The 16,735-nt window shown below is 72.5% G+C and carries 14 protein-coding genes and 1 pseudogene; 6 read left to right on the top strand and 9 right to left on the bottom strand.

The window, feature by feature from the left end; all coding sequences use genetic code 11:
• Positions 1 to 65: 65 nt before the first annotated feature.
• Entirely contained in the window at positions 66 to 1,595 is a 1,530-nt protein-coding gene (locus H305_RS0112780; protein ID WP_028800733.1) for a hypothetical protein, read from the top strand.
• A 325-nt stretch (positions 1,596 to 1,920) separates the two neighbouring features.
• Here the strand turns inward: H305_RS0112780 and cyc2 are convergent, their stop codons facing one another.
• A complete protein-coding gene (cyc2, locus tag H305_RS0112785; RefSeq protein WP_028800734.1) occupies positions 1,921 to 4,080 on the bottom strand; it encodes a germacradienol/geosmin synthase Cyc2 in 2,160 nt (719 codons plus the stop codon).
• Positions 4,081 to 4,245: 165 nt separating this feature from the next.
• Here cyc2 and H305_RS0112790 point away from each other — a divergent pair, with 165 nt between their 5' ends.
• A complete protein-coding gene (locus H305_RS0112790) occupies positions 4,246 to 5,559 on the top strand; it encodes a cytochrome P450 (RefSeq protein WP_078629014.1) in 1,314 nt (437 codons plus the stop codon).
• Positions 5,560 to 5,594: 35 nt separating this feature from the next.
• Here H305_RS0112790 and H305_RS0112795 read toward each other — a convergent pair whose 3' ends face one another.
• Positions 5,595 to 6,791: a damage-control phosphatase ARMT1 family protein gene (locus H305_RS0112795; RefSeq protein ID WP_051370556.1), complete on the bottom strand. Its 1,197-nt coding sequence runs from the start codon at positions 6,789 to 6,791 to the stop codon at positions 5,595 to 5,597.
• Between the two features lie 95 nt (positions 6,792 to 6,886).
• Positions 6,887 to 7,089: pseudogene (locus tag H305_RS50510) on the bottom strand (proprotein convertase P-domain-containing protein); the annotation flags it as partial.
• A gap of 268 nt (positions 7,090 to 7,357) precedes the next feature.
• On the opposite strand from H305_RS50510, the gene H305_RS0112800 reads away from it, so the two are divergent.
• Positions 7,358 to 8,305, top strand: coding sequence for a lytic polysaccharide monooxygenase auxiliary activity family 9 protein (locus H305_RS0112800; RefSeq protein ID WP_028800737.1), 948 nt, complete (start codon positions 7,358 to 7,360; stop codon positions 8,303 to 8,305).
• 15 nt (positions 8,306 to 8,320) lie between these two features.
• On the opposite strand, the gene H305_RS0112805 is transcribed toward H305_RS0112800, so the two are convergent.
• Positions 8,321 to 8,986 carry a hypothetical protein gene (locus H305_RS0112805; protein WP_028800738.1) on the bottom strand — a complete coding sequence of 222 codons (666 nt, stop codon included), beginning with the start codon at positions 8,984 to 8,986 and terminating at the stop codon, positions 8,321 to 8,323.
• A gap of 834 nt (positions 8,987 to 9,820) precedes the next feature.
• Here H305_RS0112805 and H305_RS0112810 point away from each other — a divergent pair.
• The 3 genes from H305_RS0112810 (at position 9,821) to H305_RS0112820 (ending at position 12,344) form a co-directional block, all read left to right on the top strand.
• Positions 9,821 to 10,495, top strand: a complete 675-nt coding sequence (locus tag H305_RS0112810) for a DUF6230 family protein (RefSeq protein ID WP_028800739.1) — start codon at positions 9,821 to 9,823, stop codon at positions 10,493 to 10,495.
• Positions 10,495 to 10,893 (top strand): DUF6114 domain-containing protein, encoded by a 399-nt coding sequence (locus tag H305_RS0112815; RefSeq protein WP_199791390.1) that lies wholly within the window; start codon positions 10,495 to 10,497, stop codon positions 10,891 to 10,893. The genes H305_RS0112810 and H305_RS0112815 overlap by 1 nt, the downstream gene beginning before the upstream one ends.
• 206 nt (positions 10,894 to 11,099) lie before the next feature.
• Complete coding sequence (locus tag H305_RS0112820) at positions 11,100 to 12,344, top strand: cytochrome P450 family protein (protein ID WP_028800741.1); 1,245 nt, start codon at positions 11,100 to 11,102, stop codon at positions 12,342 to 12,344.
• Here H305_RS0112820 and H305_RS0112825 read toward each other — a convergent pair whose 3' ends face one another.
• The 5 genes from H305_RS0112825 to H305_RS0112845 all read right to left on the bottom strand — a co-directional run bounded on the left by H305_RS0112825 (position 12,345) and on the right by H305_RS0112845 (position 16,557).
• Positions 12,345 to 13,643: a cytochrome P450 gene (locus H305_RS0112825; RefSeq protein WP_051370544.1), complete on the bottom strand. Its 1,299-nt coding sequence runs from the start codon at positions 13,641 to 13,643 to the stop codon at positions 12,345 to 12,347. It abuts the gene before it with no gap.
• 113 nt (positions 13,644 to 13,756) lie between these two features.
• Positions 13,757 to 14,380 (bottom strand): GTP-binding protein, encoded by a 624-nt coding sequence (locus H305_RS0112830; RefSeq protein ID WP_028800743.1) that lies wholly within the window; start codon positions 14,378 to 14,380, stop codon positions 13,757 to 13,759.
• A complete protein-coding gene (locus H305_RS0112835) occupies positions 14,358 to 14,717 on the bottom strand; it encodes a DUF742 domain-containing protein (RefSeq protein ID WP_028800744.1) in 360 nt (119 codons plus the stop codon). Before H305_RS0112835 ends, H305_RS0112830 begins: the two co-directional genes overlap by 23 nt.
• Positions 14,714 to 15,127 (bottom strand): roadblock/LC7 domain-containing protein, encoded by a 414-nt coding sequence (locus tag H305_RS0112840; protein WP_028800745.1) that lies wholly within the window; start codon positions 15,125 to 15,127, stop codon positions 14,714 to 14,716. The genes H305_RS0112835 and H305_RS0112840 overlap by 4 nt, the downstream gene beginning before the upstream one ends.
• Positions 15,124 to 16,557, bottom strand: coding sequence for an ATP-binding protein (locus tag H305_RS0112845; protein ID WP_028800746.1), 1,434 nt, complete (start codon positions 16,555 to 16,557; stop codon positions 15,124 to 15,126). Before H305_RS0112845 ends, H305_RS0112840 begins: the two co-directional genes overlap by 4 nt.
• Positions 16,558 to 16,735 lie beyond the last annotated feature (178 nt).

Genomic DNA, 16,735 nt, shown 5'->3' on the forward strand with positions numbered 1-16,735 from the left:
GGGGCTTGCCGTTGCCGCACACCGGTCAAGTCCCTGTGTCAGTGGCGGCTGTTACTTTCTGTGACATGACCGACGACGCCCTGCGCCTGCTCCGGCGGGACCCGCACCTGGCCGGCCTGGCCGCGTTCCCCTTCGGCTTCGACCTGAGCCGCGCGGCCCACGGTCATGTCGAGCCGGTCCGTCTCGCCTCGGGCGGACCGCTGGAGGTGGTGGCCGGGGACGACACCGGTGGCACCTACTTCCTGTGCGCGGACGGCTCGATGCTGTACGCGGACTCGGAAGGCGGCTCGGGCCTCGTGGGGTCGAGCGCCGACGAGGCACTGGAGATATTCGTCGGCCTGCCCGGCTGGCACGACTACCTCGGGCTGTCGCCGCAGGACGGCGCGGAAAAAATCCTGGCCGCAGTGGCGGAGACCGAGGACGAGCTCCGCGACTGCTACGGCTTCGACGACGAGCGGACCGAACTGCGCACCGCCCTGGGCTTCCCCGAGCGCTCCCCGGTCGAGCTCGTCGGCATGCTGCACGCGGCGCTGCGGCGCACCGAGCCCGACTTCGTGCTGATCCACGGAGAGGAACTCCTCGCCTACCGCCTCCTGGACGAGTTGCCCGGCCCACCCCTGTGGGAAGCCGTTCTGGCCCGCGGACACGCCGACCTGGCCAGGCTGCGGGCGGGCGAGCTAACGGTCGAGGACGCGCTGGCCGAGGATCCGGTACGTCGTCGGGTCGCGCTGCGCGCCGCGCAGTTCGATCGTGCGGACGGTGACACCGGCCTGCTCCGCCGACTGCTCCGGCACGAGGCGCGGTCCTCGATGACGGACGAACTGCGGCTGGCCGCGGTGCTGGTGGGTCTGCGCGGGGACCCCGCCGACCTGCCCATGCTCCACGAGGTCCGCGACACCGACTTCGACACCTGGTGCGGGCTCGGCGGAATTCCCGAACCGGACGCGGACGGCGCCGGCCTGCGCTCCTGGGCGCGGGACCTCGACGAGTCCCTGTTCGGCACGGACCCGGCCGACGAACCACTGCTCACCTGGACCGAACTGGCCCTGGACCAGGGCCTGACGGAGCTCGCCCGGGTGGCGCTGATCCGGTGGCTGGACGGAATCATGATGAACCAGAGCATGCTGCGGCGGCCGGACGCCCCGACGCTCCTCGACCCGTCCCCGCTCGGCTCGCTCGCCCGGGGGTTCGAGCGGCTCGGCGACCTCCCCCAGGCGCTGCGCGCCCAGCGCCTGTACGCGCAGCTCCAGGAGCGGGCGTGGGACCAGGTCTCGGCCCTGCTGACCCAGGCCCGGTTCGAGCGGGAGGCGGCGCGACTCGACGGAGCCGTGAGCACCCTGGGGGTTCTCCGGAGGGTCCTGGCGGCGCCGGGCGACGACTCGCTGCGGCACTGGCAGGGCGTCAACCTCGGCCGGTTCGTCGCCGAGGAGCACTACGCCCTCGCCCAGGCCCTGGCCGACGCGGATCTTCCGGAGGAGGCCCGCGCGGTTCTCGCGGCCGGCGACGCGATACGCGACGAGCTCTCGCCCGCCGGCGCATCGGCCGTGCGGCAGCCCGCCGAGGAGGCGGCACGCAGGACGACCGGCCGGCCCTGACCCGGCCCGCACGCGTGAGCGCGCCCCGAGCCCGCCGCCCCAGGGGGCGCGGGGAACCGCGCATCCGACAGCACCCGGCCCGCACGGGTGGGCGCAGGTCGAGACCGCCCGGCCAGGTGAGGGCGGCGGATACGGGGCGACCGCGCCGCTGGGGGCCGGGTGCGCGGTTCCCCGCGCCCCTTGGTCGGGTGGTCCCGGTCCGTGCCCGCCCCCGCGGGCCGGGTCAGGGCGGCCCCCCGTCCCGCCCGATCCGACCCGGCGGACACCGGCACGGCCCGCGAGACGACCACCGAAGCGCCCGCCGGGCCGGGCGGACGGGCCCGCCTCAGCCGACGGGGAGTGCCGGAGCGGGCGGCCGGTCCGGGAGGAAGCCGTGGGCACGGCGCGCCAGGTACTCGGCCCTGTAGCGGTCGACGTTCCGGTGCCAGTTCAGGATGCCCGCCATCCAGTTCTGCAGGTCGGCCACATAGCCCGCCATGATCTCGCGCGCCTCCTCCGACAGGTCGAAGTCCTCGTACAGGACGGGCAGTTCGTGCGCGGCGACGTGCTCGAACTGCCGCATGCGCTGGTTCAGCAGATCGCCCACCACGCCGAGCGCGGTCGGATAGTCGCAGCCGAAGAAGTTCTGCACGACGAGAACGGCGTTGTGGATCTCGCCCTCGTACTCGATCTCCTTCTGGTACGAGAAGACGTCGTTCACCAGGCAGGCGTAGTCGACGGCCGAGTTCTCCAGGGAGCGGACCGGTCCACTGCGGTACACCTCCGGCGGGACGGCGGGCCCGTGACCCGTCCGGCACAGGCTCAGGGTGAGGTCGGAGCCGAAAGTGGCGCGCCGCATCTCCAGGTAGTCGACCGGGTCCGGGACGCGGTGCTGGATCTGGTTGGACAGCTCCCACAGCCAGCTCGCCGTCATGACCTCCACCGCGTCCTTCAGGGTCCGCCGCTCTTCGGGGGTCATCTCGCCCGTGGTGCGTGCCCACAGGTCGATGAGGCCGTGCTCCATGCCGTTGACCGGGACGGGCACCTCCTCACCGGCCAGCGGCATGCAGGCGGACAGGCGCTCGGTGGTCGTGCGCGCGGCGGCCAGGTCGCGGCGGTGCCCGAAGACGAGCGGGTAGTAGTCGTCGCCGTACGTGCCCCAGGCGAGCCACTGGGAGCTGAGGTCGAGGGCCTCGGCGGTCGCGTCCGGGTCCAGCCCCGCAGCGCACAGGGGGAGGTCGGCGGCCGCGAGCCGGTCCTCGTCCCAGACGCCCTCGTCGAGCATGCCCATGCGGTGCATCCACGGGGTCAGCCGGCCGCGGGCGGCGTCGAGATGCGGGCTCAGCTCCACCTCGAACGGCATGGCGAAGTCGGGCAGCAGCGACGGGCCCACACGCTGGTGCGGCAGGTGGGAGTAGGCGCGCAGGCGTTCCGCGGCGACGGCGGCCAGCAGCGCGCCCATGTCCGCGGCGGAGGTGCCGGGGCCGGTCGGCGCCTGCCAGGGCGCTGCGGACGTCGCGCCCTCGTTCATGTAGCGGCTGGAGCGCATGTGCCATTCGTGGCCGCCGGACTGCCAGTCCTGCAGGCCCTTGGTGTACGCGGCCACCGCCGCGACCTCGCCCGGGGTGAGCCCCTTCTCCAGGGCGAGCGCGGGCACTTCGGTGAAGGCGGTGTGCTCGAACTGGTGGAGCCGGGAGGTCAGGATGTCGTTGACGGTCTCGGCGGCCTCCTGGGTGGTGCAGCCGAAGAACGTCTCCAGGACGAGCACGCCGTTGCTGAGTTCGCCTTCGTCCTCGACCTCCCGCTGGTAGGAGAAGAGGTCGTTGCGCAGGTGCACGGCGTCGGAGAACGTCTCCATCAGCACCCGGAGCGGCCGCGTCCCTGCGACGGACGCCGGGACCTCGGCGGTGGCGTACTCCACGAGCCCCGCCGACCAGGGCGCGCCGCCCACCTTGCGGCGCATCTCGATGTACTCGACGGGGTTGGAGACACGCCCTTCGTTGATGTTGGACAGCTCCCACATCGACTCGTTCAGCAGGTGCTCGGTGGCGACGGCGAAGCGGCGGCGCCAGTCGGCCGACATCGACGGCACCGTGCGCGCCCACAGGTCGGCGAGCCCGGCCTCGACCGGGTTCCGCGGTTCCGGCACGGGCGTCGACAGGTCCAGGGGCATGAACAGCGGCAGCCGGTCCAGGTGGGCCTTGCCCGCCGCACGGTCCTGGGTGCGCTTGAACATGTCCAGGAAGTGGTCGTCGAAGAAGAACACCCACACGTACCAGTCGGTGATCAGGGACAGCGCGGGCCCGTCGCAGTCGGGGTGCGTGTACGCGCACAGCAGCCCGTAGTCGTGGGCGTCGAGGTCGGACTGCTCCCAGATGCCGGAGCCCTCCAGCATGCCCATGTCCCGCGCCCACCCGACCGAGTGGGCGCGTGCCTCGTCGAGGTGCGGGTTGAGCCGCGCGGGATACGGCATGTAGAAGTGCGGGAGTCGGAACGGCTGCGTCATGGCCGGGCCCTACCCACGGCCTCCGGGCGACACCCGCGGGCCTGGACATGATCACACCATCGCGTGAATCCCCTGAGGGGTGGCCCCTCCGCCTCCCGGATCTGCACCGCGGCATGTCGAGCGAGCCCCTTGCCGCCGCCGGACCGGGCCGGTCACCGTGGTCGTATGACGTCCACACCATGGGCCCCGCGGGACACGGCGGAGGCATCGGATGCGCCTGTGACGCCCCATCTGCCCGACCCACCCGATGTCTTCGACCCCCGGCAGTACGCCGACGGGGTCCCCCACGCCGCGTACCGTGCGCTGCGCGATCACGTTCCCGTCGCCTGGCAGGAGGAGCGCGAGGTGCTCGGCTGGCCCGCGGGACCCGGGTTCTGGGCGGTCACCCGGCACGCGGACGTGGTGCGGGTGCTCAAGGACTCGGCGACGTACTCCTCGTGTCTCGGGGCGACCCAGATCCGCGATCCGGCCCCTGGCGACCTGCCGTTCATCCGGCGCATGATGCTCAATCAGGACCCGCCGGACCACGGCCGGCTGAGGCGGCTGGTGAGCCGGGCGTTCACCCCGCGCCGTGTCGGGCAGTTCGAGGCGGTGGCCCGCGAGCGGGCCCGTGCGCTGCTCGGGCGGGCGGTCGAGGAGGCCCGGGCGGGCGACGGCACGTGCGATCTCGTCGGCGCGGTCACCGACGACTACGCCCTGCTGAATCTGGCGGACCTGCTCGGCGTGCCGGTGCGGGACCGGGGTCTGCTGCTGGACTGGACGCGGCGGGTCATCGGCTACCAGGACCCGGACGAGGCGGGCCCGACGACGGCCGGCGCGGACGGGAAGCCGGTCGATCCGCGTTCCCCGGCGATGCTGCGGGACATGTTCGAGTACGCCCACCAGCTGGCCGTGCTCAAGAAGAACCACCCCGCCGACGATGTGATGACCACGCTCGCGGCCGACCCCGAACTCGCCCCCGAAGAGCTGGAGATGTTCTTCTTCCTGCTCACCGTCGCGGGCAACGACACCGTGCGGGGCGCGGCACCGGGGGGCCTGCTGGCCCTGGCGGAACACCCGGACGCGTACGCGGCACTGCGCGCGGGGCGGGTCGGACTGGACACGGCCGTCGACGAGTTGCTGCGCTGGCATCCGCCGGTGCTCACCTTCCGCCGCACGGCGGCCGTGGACACCGAGCTGGCCGGGCGGCGCCTGCGGGCCGGCGACAAGGTCGTCGTCTTCCACGCCTCGGCGAACCGTGACGAGCGCGTCTTCACCGATCCGCACCGGCTGGACCTCGGCCGGGCGCCGAACCCGCACGTCTCCTTCGGCGACGGCCCGCACGTCTGCCTGGGCGCACACTTCGCCCGGCTGCAACTGCGGGTGCTGTACGAGGAGACGCTCCGCGCGGCGCCCGCGCTGGGCACCGCGGGACCTCCCCGGCGTCTCGTCTCGAACTTCATCAACGGGCTCAAGTCACTTCCCCTGCACCTGACCTGACGCAGCGTCCGAGGAAGGTCACGGAGTGTCCCCGCTCAGTGCCTGACCTGGATCAGCGCGTGCGTGCCGCCGGTGCGCCAGCGCTGCTCCTCGGCGGCGACGAGCGCGGCCTCGGTGCCGGCGTCGAGCCCGACGACCACGTCGGACTTGAGGGTGCGCAGTGCGGCCACCGCGCCGGGGAAATGAGCCGTCGCCACCGCGAAGGGTGTGGTCGCGGGGTGGAGCCGGTCACCGATGAGGCGGCGGTAGTTGAGGTCGCCCTTCAGGACGGTCAGGTCGGCCGCGGCGAACTCCCGGCGGAGGTCGTCGGGCAGGTCGGCGTAGGACAGCGGCGCGCAGAAGAAGGGGTGGGCCCGGACCGTGAGGCGGCCGTCGGCCGCCGCCGCCCAGAGGCGTCGGCCGGCCTCGCCGGCCGCTCCCTTCGCGTCGACGAGGCGGCGCAGCGCGTCGACGGTGTCCGCGGTCGTGGCGTCGGAGACGTAGTAGGGGTACGGCTTGACGTGCAGGACGGCCCGTGTGATGCGGCCGTGGTGCAGGAGGTGGTCGACGAGGAGCAGGTCGGGAATGAGCTCGCGGCCCGAGTTGTCCGCGACCAGGCACAGGGTGCCGCCGTCGAGCAGGGAGCGCAGCTCGTCGCCGTCGTCCGCGACGAGCCGGGACGCCGTCGGCGTGTCTCCCGAGGCGGCGCCCAGGCGGAAGCCGAGGTCGGCCCGGTTGCCCCACAGCGAGCCGTGCAGCAGGGCCACCTCCTGTTCCTCGGCCGGCCGCTGGGCGAGTTCGTCGAGCGCGGCGAGTTCCTCGTCGGCCTCCGCGGTGTCGAGCTCCGCGAGCTTGAAGGGCCGGAACGGGTCGATGCCCTGCCACGGGCCCGGCACGAAGTATCCGACGGCTTCCAGGAGCCGGCGGTAGAAGTAGCTCTCGGACCACAGGAACGGCACGTCGAACCAGGACCGGCCGATCCGGTCCCGGCCCCACTCCAGCCACTGGTCCCGGTCCGCGGCCTCGAGGCCGAGCGGTTCGACGACGCCCTCGGTGCATTCGGCGAGCAGGGCGTCGAGGGCACGGTGCTGGTCGGGACCGTAGGGGAAGGCGCCCCGCACCTGGCGGATCAGCGCGGGGTGCCGCTCGGCCAGCACGCTCCAGGGGAACGAACCCACGACGTTGCTGACGACCACGGGCGGGGCGGACTCGGCAGGCTTGCCCGAGGGTGCGGGCTCGGCGGGTGCGGGCATGCCGCTCACCGTACCGGCCGGACCGAAGGGGCCGGCCGGCACGCGAGCGCGTCGGCCGGCCCCTCCCCCCGTGGAGATCAGCAGCGTGACCCGGGTCAGAAGGTCGGCTTCCAGCTGTTGATCGTGCCGGTGTCCTGGGCGGCCACGTCCTGGACGCGGGGTTTCCAGGTGCCGTCGGCGGCCTCGCCGGAGGCGTCGACGGTGTACGTCGCGCTGACGTCGTCCGCGGAGTCCGAGCCGCTGGAGGACTTCGGCGGTACGGCGAGCCGTCCGGGGCGACGAGGTCGATCACCAGGTCGCGCGAGCGACCCGGCGAGCTGTGGGGCGGCTGTGCTCGACGATAGGCATGCGGAAGGTGAGGGGGATACAGGGGAAACCCTCGATGTGACCGGTGATCGACCCTCGATCCACGGGCGTCGGCCGGGAAGGCACGTTTCGCGCCCCTCGTACCGCTGAACGCACGGCTCCGCGGTCCCGTACTTCACGGTGCCCCGGGTGAGGAGTGCCCTCCGCACGCCCCGCACGGTGGCCGGACCGCTTCGCCGACGTACCGAGGAGACCCCCGGATGACCGCCCACCGCACCGCCGTCGCGGCCGCTGTCGCCGTGACGGCTCCGTTGCTCCTCGCCACCTGGGCCGCGGGGCCCGCCCAGGCGCACGGCGCGCCGACGTCCCCGGTCAGCCGGGTGGTCGCCTGCTCCCCCGAGGGCGGGAGCATGACGCGGACCTCGGCCTGCAAGGCGGCGATCGCCGCGAACGGGGCGCCCTTCACCGCCTGGGACAACCTCCGGGTGGCCGGTGTCGGCGGCCGGGACCGGCAGGTGATCCCCGACGGCAAGCTGTGCAGCGGCGGCCTGCCCGCCTACAAGGGCCTGGACCTCGCCCGCACGGACTGGCCGTCGACCCGTCTGACCCCCGGCGCGAACCTCACCCTCAGCTACAGCTCGACGATCCCGCACACCGGGACGTTCAAGCTGTACCTCTCGAAGCCGGGCTACGACCCGTCCCGGCCGCTGAAGTGGTCCGATCTGCCCGAGAAGCCGTTCGCCACCGCCACCGACCCGGCTCTGGTCGACGGCGCCTACCGCATCAGGGCGAAGCTGCCGTCCGACCGGACCGGGCGGCACATGCTGTACACGATCTGGCAGAACTCCAGCACGACGGACACCTATTACTCGTGCTCGGACGTGGTGCTGTCCGGCGGCCGCACGACACCGGAGCCCACAGAGAAGCCCGCCGCCGGCGCGGGCGGCACGAGCACGCCCGGGAGCGGGCGGACCGGCGCGCCGGCGAAGCGGCCCGCTCCGTCGGGGACGGCCGCCTCACCGGCGCCGGCGTCCGGTTCGCCGACCCCGGTGACCACGTCACCGGCCGGCGCGGCCGGTCCGGATCACCTCCAGCCCGCCGCCGACAGCACGTCGGACCACAGTGCCGCGCTCCCCCTGGCCGCCGGGGGAGCCGCGGCGCTGCTGCTCACCGCGGGCGTCGCCGTCACGCTGCGGCGACGCCGCTGAGCGCTCGGCGGGCCGTCAGTTGACGTGGACCGTCGGGCCGCCCGACTGGCTGGTGTCCGACACGGGTGCGTACTTGGCGGTGAAGTAGCCGCTGGCGAAGCACAGGGACGAGCCGGAGAACTTGGTGAACTGCTGGTTGGTGAAGGCGATGCTGTTGTCGGTGTTGCTCGCCGTACCGGACAGGCCCGCCGCCCGGTAGACGCAGGTCACGGTGCCGAGCAGGGTGCGCAGCTTGACCGTGGTCTGGATGCTGGAACCGGCGGCGGGCGCCACGGCGACGGTGCCGTCCGAGGAGACGGTGGTGCTGTAGGGCAGGTTGTCGACCGTGATGCCGGTGACGCCGAGCACCCCGACGACGTTGCTGGTGCAGCTCGCGCTGTCGAAGGTGTGCCCGGTGAGCGACTCGGTCGCGGTGCCGGGGGCCGCCGGGTTGTCGGTGACGGTGGCGGTGAAGGTCGACGAGGAGCAGGAGACCCCGCTCGTGCCGGTGCTGCTGGAGTAGAGCGTGGCCGCGGTGCCGCTCGCCAGGGACGCGTTGAGGACGTCACCGGCGGCGACCGGGGCTCCGCCCGTGCCACCGGTGGTGAGCACCGGCGTGTCGGCCGCGGACGAGGGGACGGTCGCCGACACCGAGAGGGCGGCGACGACGACGGCGACGGCGAGGAGGGATCGAGTGCGCATGGGGGGTGCCTCTTCTCCTGATAGGGGTGTGGGTGGTGCCTGACCGCGCGCGGGGCGCGGGGGTGCGGGGGTGCGGGGTGCGGCGTCGAGCCCACGCGCCCGCGGCACGGCGGCGCGTGGCGACACGGGGTGGCGCGAGCGTGCGGACGACGCGCAGGTACGGGGCGACGCGGACGTGCGGGACGACGCGAGCGGTTGGAGCGAGCGGGTGCACGAGCGACGCGAACGTACGGGACGACGCGAGCGGTTGGAGCGAGCGGGTGCACGAGCGACGTGGACGTGCTCGTCGCCTGCGCGCCGGGAATCCTCCGCCGGTCCGTGACGCCTTCTCCGTACGTCACGGACCGGCAGCGGCAGCCGGGCGCCGGCACGGCTCAGGGGAAGGCGACCGTGCCGGTGCCGGGGATGGGGGGGTGGAGTGGACGAGGAGGCGCGGCGCGTCCGGAGGTGTCACCACCACCCGTGGAAGGGCGGCGTCCGGGAGGCGACCCACGCGTCACGCGGCGGACCCGGCGCCACGGGTCCGTGGGAATCAAGGCAGAGTTGTAGACCTGGTGAATGCTCAACGTCAAGGCACAGCACGGAAGTTGAGCTTGGAAGCGACCTTTTGGCCGATCTCCGTTCACAGCCACGGCACAACCACCACGCTTTTCCCACAGGCGCCTTGACCCCTGGATGTAACCCCCGGTAACTTCCTCGGCGGCCACTGCTGCGCGACGAGAAAGCCCTTGCGCCCGCCGGGAGACGCGAGGGGCGTACGCCGCAGCCGCTGTCCGCGCCAGGACAACGTGCCGTTGAACCCGTACCCGCATCGAACGTGCACAGGGAGCAGACATGGCCTCGTCCTCGGACGCCTCGGCGTCCCACGGTTCCACCCCCGAGAGCCCGGTAAGCGGTTCCGCGACCGACGGCCCGGACAGACGCGGGCGGGTCCGCCTGCGCCGCGCCGCGGTGATGGCGGTGCCTGCCACCGCGGTCGCCGCAGGACTGATGATCCTCACCGCGCAGGGCGCCCTCGGCGTCCAGTTCGCCATCTCCGGCATGCCGTTCACGGTCACCGCCACCGAGCTGAACGGCACCGGTTTCGAGCAGTTCGGCAACCTCGACAACATGGCGGAGGACAGTCCCAACGCCGGCGACACCGGCGGCCAGGTCCTCGTCGTGACCTCCGCCATCAAGAACGCGACGCTCACCAAACTGTGCCAGAGCGTCGACCTGGGCGGCACGAACCTCCTCATCACCGCGGGCAGCGGTGCGGACAAGGTGCAGGCGAGCAACCTCACCACCGACTCCACGGAGCTGTCGGGAGACGCGGCCTTCGACAACATCGAGATCGGCAACGACGCCAGCACGCTCAGCAAGGCCGGTGTCCAGGGCAACAAGGGCGTCTTCAGCCAGCAGGCCGACACCGTGCACATCGCGAACCTGCGGCAGACCAACTACGCGACCACCGCAGCCGTGTTCAAGCTTCCCGGCCTCAAGCTCCGCTTCAGCGACCAGGGTTGCTGATGACGCCCCGGCGAGACCCGCGGGCGGCATTCCGCCGGTGGCGAGCGCACCGCCCCTTCTGGGGCGGTCTGCTGCTCACCCTGGCCGGAACGGAGATCCTGCTCACCGAGAAGGCCTCCCTGAAGGTCGTCCTGCACATCGGCATGCAGGGTTTGGCGGGTTACCTGCTGCCCACCCTGATGGTGCTGTGCGGACTGCTGATCCTCTTCAACCCGGCCCAGCGCCTCTTCTACTCGCTGGTCGGCATCCTGCTCTCACTCGGCACCTGGCTCACCTCCAACCTCGGCGGTTTCCTCGTCGGCCTCCTCCTCGGAGCCGTCGGCAGCTGTCTCGCCTTCGGCTGGCTCCCGGACCAGGAGCCCCGCCGTCGCCGCCTGCTGCGACGCAGGCACGCGTGATTCCCAGCCCGTGTGAGCTCCGGACCCGCCGCGGTCCGGCACGGCCCGGGTGACCCGACAAGTCGACCCGGCACCGGGTCGACTTGTCGGTACGCGCACGGAAATTGCCCGCGTACGCACCGGGCGACGGGCGCTCTCGCTGCGGAACCGTACCCCCGCGTAGCGTGACCTGCCGTCATGACGTTCGAATACCAGGGAGGCTCCCCGTGGGAAATCCAAGCCCCTTAGTGATAGACGCGACCGGCCGCGACATTCACTCGGAAGCCGCCCGTGTCCGGGACGGCGGACCGGTGACCCTGGTGGCGCTCCCCGGGGGTGTCGAGGCCTGGGCGGTGAGCAGCCCGGATCTGCTGAAGCGGCTGCTCACCGACCCGCGGGTGTCCAAGGACGCCCGGCAGCACTGGCCCCTGTTCGCCCGCGGGGAGATCACCCCGGACTGGCCTCTGTTCACCTGGGTCGCCGTGCAGAACATGTTCACCGCGTACGGCGGCGAGCACAAACGTCTGCGCCTCCTCGTCTCCAAGGCGTTCACCGCGCGCCGTACGGCCGCGCTCCAGCCGCGCATCGAGGAGATCACCGCAGGGCTGCTGGACAGGATCGCGGAGGCCGGCCGCGACTCCCAGGTCGTCGACCTGCGTGAGGAGTTCTGTTATCCGCTTCCCATCCAGGTGATCAGCGAGCTGTTCGGGCTGCCCGAGGAGCGCGGGCCCGAGCTGCGGCACCTGGTGGACCGCATCTTCGACACCTCCGCCGACCCGGGCGAGATGACCGCCGCCTACGAGCGGTTGTACGTCGTCCTGGCCGAACTCGTCGCGTCCAAGAGGGAGTCACCGGGCGACGATCTGACCACCGGTCTGATCGCGGCACGCGACGAGGACGACGGCACCCGGCTCAGCGAGCAGGAACTGCTCGACACCTTGGTGCTGATGATCAGTGCGGGCCACGAGACGACGGTGAACCTCATCGACAACGCCGTGCACGCCCTGCTCACCCACCCCGGTGAACTCGCCGCCGTGCGTGAGGGGCGGGCCTCCTGGGACGACGTGGTCGAGGAGACGCTGCGCGTGGACGCGCCGGTCGCCAGTCTGCCGCTGCGCTACGCGGTGGACGACCTGCCGATGAGTGAGTTCGGCGGCCCGGACGGTCTGGTGATCGGCAAGGGCGAGGCCATCCTCGCCGCGTACGCCGCCGCCGGGCGCGACCCCGAGCGCCACGGCAAGGACGCCGACCGCTTCGACGTCACCCGCGCCGACAAGGAACACCTCGCCTTCGGCTACGGGGTACACCACTGCCTCGGTGCCCCGCTCGGCCGCATGGAGGCCCGGGTCGCGCTCCCGGCGCTCTTCGCCCGCTTCCCGGACCTGTGCCTCGCTGTTCCCGGGGAGGAACTGCGGCCGGTGGAGTCCTTCATCTCCAACGGCCACCGGTCCCTCCCCGTACGGATCTCCTGATCACTCCCCGCGCCACCACGCCAGCAGGCGTGCCCAGCCGCTCTTCGGCGGCTCGGGCACGACGGCGGGCGGCGGGGCCACCGGCAGCGGAAGGGCGCCGGGGTGCGGCTGCGGCTCGGCGTCCGGCGCCGCGGCCGCCGCCGTGGGCGGGAAGCGGACGGGCAGTGCGGCGAGAGCGCGGTGGAAGGGACCGGGTCGCCAGACCAGCTCCTCGGCCGGGACGGTGAGTTCGACGTCGGGGAGACGGTCGAGGAGCTTCTCGACGCCGACCGCCGCGATCAGCCGCGCCGGACTCTGTGCCGGGCAGTTGTGCGGGCCCGCGCTCCACGCTAGGTGGGCGCGGTTGCCCGCCCGCTGATCGCTCGTCAGCGCCGGGTCCGTGTTGGCCGCGGCGAAACTGACCACCAGCGGATCACCCGCGCGCAGCGACGCACCCTCGTGGACGACGTCGTGCACGGGATAGTGGACGGCGTAGTTGGCCATCGGCGGGTCGGACCAGAGCACCTCGTCGAGGGCGTCCTCCACCGGGAGGCTGCCGCCGGACAGGTCGCCCGCGAACCGGTCGTCGGACAGCAGCAGGCGCAGGCTGTTCGCGATGAGGTTCTGCTGCGGCTCGGTGCCGGCGCCCATCAGGACGACGAGGGTGTGGATCATCTCCTCGTCGGTGAGCGCGGCCGGGTGCGCCATCAGCCACGACGTCATGTCCTGCCCGGGCTTCGCCCGCTTCAGCGTGACGAGGTCGAGCAGGGTGGTGGTCAGCAGTTCGTTCGCCTTCTCGGCGTCCACCCCGTCGAAGATCCCGGACATGCCCTCGACCAGCCGGATCCCGTAGTCGGCGGGGCAGCCGAAGAGGTGGTTGAACACCAGCAGCGGCAGGACCTGGGCGTACTCGCCGAGCAGATCCGCCGTGCCGAGCGGAGCGAACCGGTCGATGAGCGTGTCGGCGCTGCGCTCCACGTATCCGCGGAGCGTGTTCGGCTCCACCAGGGCCAGGCTGTCCGTGATCGCTCCGCGCAGCCGGCGGTGCTCCTCACCGTCGGTGAACAGCGCGTTCGGCCGGTACATCATCATCGGCACGACGGGGCTGTCCATCGGGACGGTGCCGTCTGCCAGGTCGCGCCAGCGGCGTGGGTCCTTGGAGAAGGTCTCCGGACTGCGCAGGACGTGCAGGGCGGCTTCGTACCCGGTGACGAGGGTGGCCCGGACACCGGGGGCCAGTTCGACGGGGGCGGTCGGTCCGTTCTCCCGGAGCCTGCGGTACACGGCTCCCGGATCGGCCGCGAACTCCGGTCCGTACATGGGTTCGTGGGCCGGGCAGCCGGGAGGCGGCACGGACTGCGACGGTGCGGGCCGCGGCGCCGGGGCGTCCTTCGGCGCGGTCTGCGGTGGTACGGACTCCGGTGGTACGGGGGTCACGCGTGCTCCAGTTCGCCGGTGCGGGTGAGCAGGTATTCGACGAGGGCGATCAGCGCCTCGGTGGAGGAGACCCGGTCGCGGGCGTCGCAGCGCACGAGCGGGGTCGAGGGCAGCAGGTCGAGGGCCTCGCGCACCTCGTCCAGGCCGTGTTCGGTCGCGTCGTCGAACTCGTTCAGGGCCACCGCGTAGGGCAGTCCCAACTCCTCCAGCACGCCCATGACTTCGAAGGACTGCTCCAGGCGCCGGGTGTCGGCGAGGACGAGTGCGCCGAGCGCACCGCGCGTCATGTCCTGCCACAGCTCGGTGAAGCGCTGCTGCCCGGGTGTGCCGAACAGGTAGAGGACCAGGGCGTCGTTGAGGGTGAGGCGGCCGAAGTCGAGGGCGACCGTGGTGGTCGTCTTGTCGCGCGTCCCGGCCAGGTCGTCCACGAGCGCGCCGGCCTGGGTCATGACCTCCTCGGTGCGCAGCGGCCGTATCTCGGACAGGGCGCCGACGAAGGTGGTCTTGCCGACGGCGAAGTGGCCCACGATCAGCAGCTTGACCGCGGTCTGCACGGTCGGCGGCAGATGCATGCCGCCCGATCGGGGGCGGACGTCGTCAGAGGCGGGCGCGGAGCCCATCGAGCACCTCCTGGAGGATGCGGGTGTCGGAGGGGCGGGCCGACGGGATCGGCGCGCGGGTGACGATGTGACCGCTGTCGATCAGGTCGGCGATCAGCACCTTGGTGACGCTGACCGGCAGCTCCAGATGCCCGGCCACCTCGGCGACCGACAGCGCTCCGGGCCGGCACAGCTCCATCAGCCGCCGCTTCTCGGGACTCTGTCCCGCCAGGGGCAGATCGTCGGCGGCGATCAGCAGCGTGACGAGGTCGAGGGTGTTGCGCGACGGGTGGGAGCGGCCGTCCGTGACGACGTAGGACCGCACGAGCCGCTCCCCGGGACGGCGGCGGGGTGTCATGCCGGACTGCCGGTGTCCTGCCGGGCCGGGCTGGTCAGCTCCTTGCCGAGCCGGTCGACCAGCTTGTGCATGCGGTAGGTGACCGCTTCCATGTCGACGTTCTCGGTGGTGGACACCGCGAGATAGGCTCCCTCCCCCGCGGCGACGAGGAAGACGTAGCCGTGGGCGAACTCGATCAGGGTCTGCCGCCACGGGGTGTGCGGGCTGCCGCAGAACTCGGCCGTGCTGCGGCTGATCGACTGCACCCCCGACAGGCCGGCGGCCAGCCGTTCGGCGTCGTCCCGGCCGATGTCCGCGGAGTGCGCCCGGAGCATGCCGTCGGCGGACAGCAGGATCGCGTGACGCGCCTCGGGCACCTTGAGGACCTCGTCGAGCATCCACCCCAGCTCGTTGGTCATGGGGGCGATCATCCCTGTGTGTTCCCTTCGCTCTCGTGGGGGGCTTGATGGGAGGCCTCGGCGGCGGACGCGTCGTGGGCGGACCGGCCGAAGCGGGTGCCGCGGGCGAAGGCGCCCATGCGCCGCGCGTTCTCCTCGGCGGTCCGGCCGCCGACCTCCTCGGCCGGGGCCGCGGGCGGCTCCCCGGCGGTCGCGGTCACCGGCGCCTGAGGGGTGCGGCGGCGCCGCTTGGGCAGTCCTCCGGCCGTGGCGGCCTCCGCGGTCTCGGCCGTACGGGCTGTCGTACGGGCAGTGGGGGCGGCGGACGCCGCCTCGGTCGGGGTGACGGGTCCGGCCTGCGCGGGGGCCGGGGCGGCCGGGGCGGGTTCCGGCGACGCGACGGTTCCGGCGGGCCGGGACGCCCGGCGGGTCGGGGCGGCCGGCGGTGCCGCAACCGTCGCGGGGTCCATGTGGGTCAGCAGCGCCGCGGGCACGAACAGCACGGCGCGGACACCGCCGTACGGCGACCGGGTGTCCACCGAGACGCTGAATCCGTACCGGGCGGCGAGCACCCCGATGACGGCGAAGCCGAACTGGGGCGGGTCGTCGAGGCGAGTGACGTCCACGGCGTGCCGGCCGGTCAGCAGCGCGGCGGCGTGCTCGGTGGCCTGCCCGTCCATGCCGACGCCGGCGTCGTCGATGACCACGCAGGCACCGTTGTGCACCGTCTGGACGTTGACCTCGACCGTCGTGTTGGGCTGCGAGTGGCGTGCCGCGTTGTCGAGCAGTTCGGCGACCGCGAGGACGACGGGCTCCACCGCGCGGCTCTCGACGGCGATGTCCGCCTGCCCGTTGATCCGCACGCGCCGGTAGTCGCGGATGCGGGAGGTCGCCCCGCGGACGACCTCGATCAGCGGGGAGGTGGAGCGCTGCCGCCCGGGCCAGGAACCGCACAGGACGGCGATGGCCTGCGCGCGGCGGCCGAACTGGGCGTTGGTGTGGTCGATCTCGAGCAGGTCGCGCAGCACGTCGGGGTGGTCGTGCCGGTCCTGCATCTCCGAGATGGACACCTGCTGCTCGTTGGCGAGGGCCTGGATCGAGCGCATCGACGCCTTGAGCGCGGCCTTGGCGGACTGGTCGGCGCGGGACTGCGCGTGCTCCACGGCGCCGGAGAACCGCTCGACGACGCTGTCGAGGCTCTTGGCGAAGTCCGTGTCGGCCAGCCGGGCGTCCAGCAGTCCGGCGGCGGGGCCCGCCTGGTGCGGGGCGTCCTCCAGGGCCGGGAGGCGGACCGCGGCCAGATGACGCAGTTCCTCTTCGCGGGCCCTCAGTCCGTCCGCGAGTTCGGTGGTCCGCCTGCGCTGCCGGGCGGTGATGCCGCGCTGGCGGAGCAGCAGGACGGTGACGGCGAGCAGGCCGACGGCCAGGCACCAGAACGCTGCCTCCGGTAGGCGTTCGGTCATGGATCCTCAAGTCTCCGCATGCATAGCTGAGTTGAACGGGTGGCAGTCATAGGAGTTGGAAGGGTGATGGGTGGGGCGCGAGTTGACGCGGCGCACGACGGTAGCCGCGCGACGGCGCCCGCGCTTGCCCCGGCGCGCAAGGAAGTTGCTGTCATGCGCACGGGGCGTGTGCAGTAGG

Source organism: Streptomyces sp. 142MFCol3.1 (assembly GCF_000424945.1).
GTDB classification, from domain to species: domain Bacteria; phylum Actinomycetota; class Actinomycetes; order Streptomycetales; family Streptomycetaceae; genus Streptomyces; species Streptomyces siamensis.